The 8,601-nt window shown below is 31.4% G+C and carries 8 protein-coding genes; 3 read left to right on the forward strand and 5 right to left on the reverse strand.

Annotated elements, in window-relative coordinates:
* Positions 1–361 precede the first annotated feature (361 nt).
* The 5 genes from ACIQ56_RS11190 to ACIQ56_RS11210 all read right to left on the reverse strand — a co-directional run bounded on the left by ACIQ56_RS11190 (position 362) and on the right by ACIQ56_RS11210 (position 6,101).
* On the reverse strand, positions 362–1,327 hold the full coding sequence (locus ACIQ56_RS11190; RefSeq protein ID WP_397601143.1) for an NAD(P)H-dependent flavin oxidoreductase: 966 nt from the start codon (positions 1,325–1,327) through the stop codon (positions 362–364).
* 25 nt (positions 1,328–1,352) lie between these two features.
* Complete coding sequence (locus tag ACIQ56_RS11195; protein WP_397601144.1) at positions 1,353–1,844, reverse strand: DUF4442 domain-containing protein; 492 nt, start codon at positions 1,842–1,844, stop codon at positions 1,353–1,355.
* Positions 1,845–1,928: 84 nt separating this feature from the next.
* Complete coding sequence (locus ACIQ56_RS11200; RefSeq protein WP_397601145.1) at positions 1,929–3,374, reverse strand: response regulator; 1,446 nt, start codon at positions 3,372–3,374, stop codon at positions 1,929–1,931.
* Positions 3,374–4,987: a hypothetical protein gene (locus tag ACIQ56_RS11205; protein ID WP_397601146.1), complete on the reverse strand. Its 1,614-nt coding sequence runs from the start codon at positions 4,985–4,987 to the stop codon at positions 3,374–3,376. Before ACIQ56_RS11205 ends, ACIQ56_RS11200 begins: the two co-directional genes overlap by 1 nt.
* 475 nt (positions 4,988–5,462) lie before the next feature.
* Positions 5,463–6,101 carry a YkgJ family cysteine cluster protein gene (locus tag ACIQ56_RS11210; RefSeq protein WP_397601147.1) on the reverse strand — a complete coding sequence of 213 codons (639 nt, stop codon included), beginning with the start codon at positions 6,099–6,101 and terminating at the stop codon, positions 5,463–5,465.
* 102 nt (positions 6,102–6,203) lie between these two features.
* On the opposite strand from ACIQ56_RS11210, the gene ACIQ56_RS11215 reads away from it, so the two are divergent.
* The 3 genes from ACIQ56_RS11215 to htpG form a co-directional block, all read left to right on the forward strand.
* Positions 6,204–6,452 (forward strand): hypothetical protein, encoded by a 249-nt coding sequence (locus ACIQ56_RS11215; protein WP_397601148.1) that lies wholly within the window; start codon positions 6,204–6,206, stop codon positions 6,450–6,452.
* 64 nt (positions 6,453–6,516) lie between these two features.
* Positions 6,517–7,491: a small ribosomal subunit Rsm22 family protein gene (locus tag ACIQ56_RS11220; protein WP_397601149.1), complete on the forward strand. Its 975-nt coding sequence runs from the start codon at positions 6,517–6,519 to the stop codon at positions 7,489–7,491.
* Positions 7,492–7,631: 140 nt separating this feature from the next.
* Positions 7,632–8,601 (forward strand): molecular chaperone HtpG (gene htpG, locus ACIQ56_RS11225; RefSeq protein WP_397601150.1); only part of this gene is annotated, 970 nt, incomplete at its 3' end.

The following is an 8,601-nucleotide window of genomic DNA, read 5'->3' on the forward strand; positions in this document are numbered from 1 at the left end:
CTTTTTTTACTATCTTGACGGTTCTTTTTACGGAACCTGATTTCTTTCCTTTTCCTCTCGCGAGAAAATCTACTTAAAACCATGGAACCGCACTCTGTTTTTGCTTTCTTCTCTTGTCAAATAACTTCTCTTTGCTCGATTTTTCTCATTTCTGAGACTTTTCGCTAGCAGCGAGAAAGTTAACTTGCATTACATTTTTAATGTTGTCAAATATTTTTATAGATTTTTTAAATAAAATTTTAATATTATTTTTAGCTTTTTTTTTTTTATAGCAATCCTGTCAATATTTGCTATAATTAAAGGTAAAATTTGTGTCCTATTTTTATATTAAGCAATTCGTTTATCTAAAATGAAGCAGTTTCTAATTTGTGAGACCTTGAATGACTTCTTTAGATGTTAAAATAGAATTACAACCATCAACACTTTTACCAGCCTGCCAGTAATCTTTATAACCAGCTCCCTCCATGGATGCTCTTTTTAATTTCCATACAGCTTGGAGAGTATAATAAGTGCGCATCCAATGTTTAAACTTTTTATGCTGTAGCAGGTATCTAGAAATAAAGTTTGCTTTAGTTCCAATTCTTTCAATGTATTCTGTTTTTATAACAGAAACAGGAACTCCGGATATTTTTTCTGTAAGAACAATATCTTTAGATGTTGCTTTGATAATTGCATTTTTATAGTCCTGATGTGCATTGCATTCTAATGTAGCAATAAATCGGGTTCCCATTTGAACGCCCGCATAGCCTAAATTTAATGCATTCACAAATGTATTTTTATCGCCAACGCCTCCTGCACAAATTATTGGAACTTTAAATTCTTCTAAATCTTTGATAATTTTTTCAACATCCAATTCTCCTGCATGACCACCAGCTCTATTATTCACACAAATAAGTCCATGGACACCAGATGAAATTGCTTTATCAGCCCATTTTTTATTTGTGACATCATGATAAACAACTCCTCCCAAGGGAGATACTTTATCTACAATCCATTTTGGATTTCCTAGTGAAGTAACAAAAAAACGGACACCTTCTTCAAGAGCAATATCAAGCCACTTTCTCATTCTATTTTCATAAATTGAAGAAGATTTTTCAGTTATAATATTCATGCCTATTGGTTTTTTAGTTAGATTCTTTATTAATCTTAAACCATCTCGAAATTCATGTTTATGAACAAATACAAGCGATAAAGGCTGAATAATTCCAATTCCACCTGCTTCTGATACTGCAGCAACAAGTTCTGGATTACTGCACGGATACATAGCACCACAAATAATAGGATATTGAATTCCTATTTGTTTTGTAAAAACAGTTTCATAATTCATATTTATATTCTCTAGTTTTATTTAGCTAATTTAATCTTATACGCCAAGTAGCATGAACTTTAGTAACAATCTCATTTTTTTCATCTATAACATTTGCTGTTATTCTTAAATCTTCATTGTTTTTTGTAGTTGAAAGATATTGAAACAAAGATTCAGAAATTAAATTTCCTCTTGCTTTTTTAAGGTACTCCACTTCAATTTTTACAAGAATTGCCATTGCTGTTTTAGGTAATTGCGAAATAAGACATAAACCTGTTGAAAACTCACCAACATTAGCAAGAGCAATTGCATGAATACAATTTAAATGGTTTCTTACAGCTCTTTTGTCTCTTAACATAACTCTTGCCTGACCGTTTTCAATACTAAGAACCAAAGGAGAGACAGATCCTGTATAAGGAATGTATTTAGAGACAATTGTAGAGAAAATTTTATTACCGCCAGGAATTTTTTTAAGTTTTTCCCAACCAACTTGTATCATTTCACTAGGCGATGAAAAATCAGGAAGAAATTTTTTCATAATATCGATCCTTCAATTGGATTTAAGAGAACGAATCGATATTACCTTCATTTAAAAAAATTTAACAATCGAATTTAAAAATGTTTATTCGGATTCTTCATGATCATATAGACTTTGACGAGAGATTCCTAAAGCTGATGCTATTTTAGATTTATTACCACCATACTTTTTTGATGCTACATTAATCATAATTTTGCGTAGAACATCTTTTGCTTCATCAAAACTTTCACCAGACGAAATATATTTTAAAAGAGCTTCTCCAAATCTTCCCTCTAATACATCTCCATAATTTTTAGATGAGGATGAATTTGTTACTGATGTTTCACCTTGAGCAACTCTCATGCTTCCAATAATTTCTATATCTGAAGGATAAATTTGGCTTCTATGATCAGATAACGCTTTTGAAAGTGCATTTTCTATAATTTGGTGAAGAGTTCTAAAATTAGCTGGAAAAGCATGATTTGCCGCAAGATCTAATATTTTTCCGATCACTTCATGATTTGCCGAAACTTTTAAATCCTCACTTGATTGGCATAATTGCTCAAATATATATTGAATTACCTTTGATAGTTCTTGATTTAAGTCTGAAATGGAAGGTAGATCGATTTCTCTATGAGCATAAGCTTCAAGAAAACCTGGTACGATCTTTTTTTGATAATCTGTGCAGTAGGTTCCAACAAATTTTATAAGACTAATAGAAAGACTTCCTTCTCCCAATACAGAAGGGACAAATTCGGAATCAAAAATACTTTTTAATTTATTTTGATTTTCATGGGATAGCGCATGAAGATTATCAAGCACTAAAACCCCACCAACTGCTCTTTCAAATAAACTCAGTTGCAAAGTATTTCCTATGGTTCTGGAATCACCAAATAATAGAATTGAATTTGCTTCATCAGACTTTGAAGCACAATCGTGGTACACAATATTTCTTGAAATACTTCCATAGTTTTGTTTTAAAAATTGATGCGCAAACAATTGGGAACCTATTGTTTTTCCTGTTCCAGGAGCTCCACAAATAAGCAATCGTTCTTCTTTTCTTCTCATAGAATGCTCAAAGGCATCTGATGTTTGTTTTTGAAGATATATTTCTTTTGAAAAACGAGAATCAAACTCCATAATTTTTAATTTGCGTATAATTGTAGCTTGTAAAGCACCTGCACCAAGCGTTTTTGTCAATGAAAAGGAATCTTTTAATTTAGGACAAAACATATCGGCACCTGCTCGAATAACTTTGGCAGGCAAATCAAGATCATCTGAATTTGAAATCATAATCACAGGCAGACCAGGTAAAGTTGATCTAAGATCGGGAAGGAGATCAACACCCCACTTGTTTGAGCCCTTATAAAAACAATCGACAACACAAACGTCGTAAATATTTTTTCTTAAAAGTTTTTCAGCAGCCTTAATGCTATCTGCAGTATCTGCCTTCCCCCCCAATCCTTCAATGGCAAGCACAATGTCATCAGCGTCTTCTGGAGTATCATCCACAACTAACCAACGCGAAATTGGAAATACTTTAGATACCATTACTTAGAATCTCCGATCCAATTTAAAGCCAATCCTTCAATTCTTTCTTTTTTTGTAATTAAACGCAAAATAAATGATTCTGGAATATTTATTTCTTCATCCGATACAATTTCAACCTTTTCTGAGTCATTTACACTTGAAATCAATGAATTTAATTCATCTTTATTAATTATAAAATCTTTTAATCCATTTTCAATTGCAAAATGAATAAGATCATTATTTTTAAAATAAACAACTCTTTTTCTTTTATGAACTGTAACAGGTACGTCAATAATTTTAGGATCTATAATTTCGGCTGGGATATCAAAACCTGTTTCAACTATATTTCCTTCAATTGTAAAAAGCATCCGTCCTTTTAATTTAAAAAGTCCTCTTTTTATAATAGAAAGTCCTCTTCCTGACCTTCCAAAAAATTTAAAAAACACGGGTGAATCTATATTTTTTAAATCAATACGATTTGTTAATTTAGCCAAATGAATAATTAATGCCGAAAAAAAAGAGATTTTTGAATAAACACGAAATGATAGAAAACTATTAGAATAAAATAATTTTAATTTTGATGGGGTTATTGAATGTTTAATAGAATTTGATGATAAATTAACAATTATTCTTTCAAAAATAGAAATATCAGAGATTGGAATTTTTAAATTTTTTGGAAGATTGTTTATAATATCACAGTTTAAAAAATGTGTTGTTATATACTCTAATATTTCATCAGTATCTAAGTCTTTATGAGCATTTATTTCTTGATAAACCTCGTTAGAAGACCTTATTTCAATAGCCAAACGCTGTAATATTCCTCGCACAGAAGAAACATTATAGTTGAGATCTTTCTCTTGATATTTAGAACTGATAGCATCTAAAATTTTAGCAATATCATGCTGCGCATCTAAAATGAGAGTTTGATAAAACTGTAAGTTTTTTCCTCTAACTTGAACTGCTTTTTGAGCTAATATTCTTACATTTAGCCAATTGATTTTATCGGTTTTATCGAGAAGTTCATCTACATCTTCTGTTTGTTCTAATAATTTTCCTGCATATTGAATTGATTGAAGCATTGCTAGAATACAAATTCCCCAAAATAATATAACAGCTAAAGAAACAATAATTGGCAAAGAAATACTACTATACTCAAATAATCCTAATGAACTTTTGCTGCATGTATTAATAGTCAACTCAACCAAATAAGGAAAAGGAGAGCGATGAGGCTGAAAGTATTCGGTTCTTTTTTCAAGACAATCGGATGGGGGATCATCGGAAGATACCCATTCCCCAATAAGATGACGCTCAGGATTAAGGAAATATACAGAAACCTTAGCTACCCTTTCCTGACTTTGGTTCTTTTTAGAATCAAATGTAAAATTCAGATATTCTTGCATCAAGGATTGAGATTGATCCTGAAGCCCTTGAGAATCTAACTCAGCAGTACCAAGTATGCTTCCAGATATCCCCCCCATTATCAGAGAGACGTCATGCCTAAGATTGGCTATTCTTTGCGCCCTAGCGGTTAGAGTCCAAATAATTACATAGAGAATGACAAATCCGACAGCTGAAATGATAAAATATGCCAATAAAGATCCTGAGTTAAATCGAAACTTTAGGTTTATGCGCATGTTATCGTTCATTCCATAATTACTCAAGAATCTAAAAAACTAGAAACATAGGTTCAATACTATCAATAACACAATACTTTCAAAAAGCCCAAGCCCTTAAAAATGAGGGGATTCTAAAAAACCCTTTTTTTAAACTATAAAAGAAGCTTCCTTTTTAAAAAAGCAAATTTCCCTTGCAAATTGCAATACCGAATGATATTGCCATCGTTCGAGCGATTTTTTTATATGAAAGAATTGCTAAAAGATTGCACTTAAATTGTATTTAATTTTTTTAACTATTTCAGGAGGTTGGTATGCACGGATCACGTCATCGTCGTAAGCATCCAAAAGGTCGTCGTAAAGTTGGTCGTAAGAAAAGAAAATTACTTAGACGCCGTCGTGCTGCAAGGACTGGTGGTAAGTAATTAACCGCTTTTAAGTCTTACAAAAAAGCCTTCTTAGTTTTCTAAGAAGGCTTTTTTGCTTTTATTTATTTTTAAATTCCATTAGCCTCTAATTGTACTACAATAAATTCTTTTAATTTTTTAAGCGAAATTCTATTTTTTTTATTGATTAATTTTTCAATTTCTTGATTTCTCAATTCCAAATTATTTTTTAGAAAAAAGTTTTCTGCAATACTCTGTAAAGCATTTAATCGATCTAAATCGAGCCACTCTGCTTTATTTGGTAATGAGTTTTCTTCTTTAAAATTAAGAGGACAATGATCAACTGCAAGCTGGATTTGGTTTTTTTCATCTGAAATTTTATATTGAAGAGCAAGGCCTTGTGTTCTACAAATCGTAGGACGAGCATCATAGATTGTACATTTTCCCTGTCTCAAGAAGGAACAAGGTTTGTTTACTTTTCCCAAAGTATTTTTTTGCTCCGCCATTTCAGAACTTTTGAGATCGTTCAATAGTGTGAGTTTATTTTCTAATGACAAAAAATTGACCCACTCAATAATATGATAAGCCTCTGCTTGGAATACTGTTAAATCAACAAAACAACATTTAGAACAACCCATACTACATGACATATGATTTGAGTTTTTTTCATAAAATCTATCAAAAAACTCAGAGCTATTTTTATGTAAACTCACGATAGGCTGTAGCGAAAGGGATGGCTTATTCGACATGCTTAGTATTATCCTTGAAAAGAGTCATAATTTGGTAAGTAGCTTGTTTTTAGCAATGCTTACAAAATGATAAAGTAGTGATTAGCAATAAAGGAAGTCAAGATGTTTAAAAAAATTCTAAGAAAATTATTTATTTTTCTAATTTATGGATTCGTATGGCTTTTTGTGTTTTCTATTCCCGTAGCTAATGGAAAAAGCCTTTATCAGATAGGTTATTATTATGTGGTAGACACAAAACCAGTACATTGGATTTTAAATAAAGCATATTATGGCGCTAAAACGACAGAAAATACAGCAAAAGATACTGCCCATGAAGTGATTGACAAAGTAAGTTCAGAAGTGAAAAAATAAAAATTCTTTCCTTAGAATTGCGGGAAAGAAATAACCCGCATTATACTTCAGGAACTGAACGATTATGACCCTTCCACAGCTTTTATTGTCCTCGCTTGAAAAAGAAATTGCACACATTCCTATTCAAAAACTCCAAAAAGCCTATGCAGTACTCTCAAATAATTACAGATTAAATCGAAAAGATATGGATCAAAATTTTACCTTAGAAGAGCAACGATTGTCTTATATCGCAGCAAGAATGCCTTCTACTTATGAAACGGTTTTTAAGGTTTTATCTGAAATAAATACGGAACAAATTGAATCTATTTTAGATATTGGCGCTGGTCCTGGTACAGCATCTTGGGCTTGTTGTGAAACTTTTGATACCATTAAAAATATTACTTTAGTTGAATACAATGCAGATATGGCTTCATTAGGAAAAAAAATTGCCCAAAATCATCCTATCTTAAAAAATGCAAATTGGATTATTCAAGATATTGTAAATTCTAAATTAGAATTAAACAAAGCTGATCTTGTCATAGCTTCTTATTCTTTTAATGAAATTGAAGATAAAAACAAAGAACATATCTTAAAATTTTTGTTAGATAAAACAAATAAGTATTTAGTTATAATAGATCCAGGGACACCAGAATCTTTTAAATCCATTCATTTTGCCAGAAAATGGTTTTTAGAAAATAAGGTAAACATTGTAGCACCCTGCTCTCACTCCCAAAATTGCCCTGCTTTTGAACAACAAGATTGGTGCCACTTTTATACTAGAGTACAAAGAACCCAACTTCATAAAATATTAAAAGAGGGTGAAAAAGGATATGAAGATGAGAAGTTTTCCTATATAATCGTATCTAAGGTTGCTACTTATAGCTATGAGTCTAGAATTATTAGACATCCAGATATTCATTCAGGCCATTTGAAACTCAATTTATGCACCTCAAAAGGTTTTGAGACCATTACATATTCCAAAAAAAATGGCGCCAAATACAAAAAAGCAAGAAAATCGGACTGGGGAGATCGCTGGGAAATTACTAATTTTGAAGAATAAGTTTCATTTTTAGGGATTCTTAAAAAAAGAAGCTATTGACGAATGCAAACCTCTGTTTATTTTCCTTTTGTACAGGTTCTTTCAAAAAAGACCCTTTAACTAAATCATTTTATTTCAACAACTTATAAGGACAGACAACTATGACAGCTGAAGTTCACTCGTTTCAGGCCGAAGTTCAACAACTTATGAATCTTATGGTACATTCCCTTTATTCCAATAAAGAAATTTTCTTAAGAGAACTTATCTCTAACGCAAGTGATGCTGTTGATAAACTTCGTTTTGAAGAAATTACAAATCATAATTTGTTAAAATCAGATAAAGAAAATTCGATTTCCATTCGTATGGATAAAGAAAATTCTATATTATTTCTTGAAGACAATGGCATTGGCATGAGTAAAGATGATCTCATGAACAATTTAGGAACAATTGCAAGCTCTGGCACTAAAAAATTCCTAGAAAAATTATCTGAACAAGACAAAAAAGATTCTAACTTAATTGGTCAATTTGGAGTTGGTTTTTATTCTGCTTTTATGGTTGCAAAAAAAATAATTGTAGAAAGCCGCTCTGCTCATGGAGCTCCTGCTTATAAATGGACTTCTTTAGGCGATGGTTCTTACACTCTTGAAGAAAGCGCTAAAGAAACAAGAGGAACTCTAATTGAAATTCATTTAAAAGAAGAAGAAAAAGAGTTTATTGAAGATTGGCGTATTCGCGGTATTGTTAAAAAATATAGTGATTATGTTACTTATCCTATTTTTATGATAGAAACAAAAGAAGACGGACAAATTGAAGAAACTAGATTAAATAAATCTACTCCAGTTTGGGCTCGTAATAAACGCGAAAATAAACCAGAAGATTATCAAGAGCTCTATAAACAAATTTCTATGGACTGGAAAGAGCCCATGTTATGGGAACACATAAGCGTAGAAGGTTTAGTTCCTTTTAATGCAGTAATTTTTGTTCCTACAGAAGCTCCATTTGATCTTTACACAAGAGATAATCACGGTCTTCATCTTTATGTTAAAAGAGTTTCTATTACTGAAAAATGTAAAGAATTATTACCAGAATATTTAAGATTTATTTCTGGTGTTGTTGAAACAGATGAATTGC

It is taken from the genome of Silvanigrella sp., assembly GCF_044369315.1.
In the GTDB taxonomy this organism is placed as follows: domain Bacteria; phylum Bdellovibrionota_B; class Oligoflexia; order Silvanigrellales; family Silvanigrellaceae; genus Silvanigrella.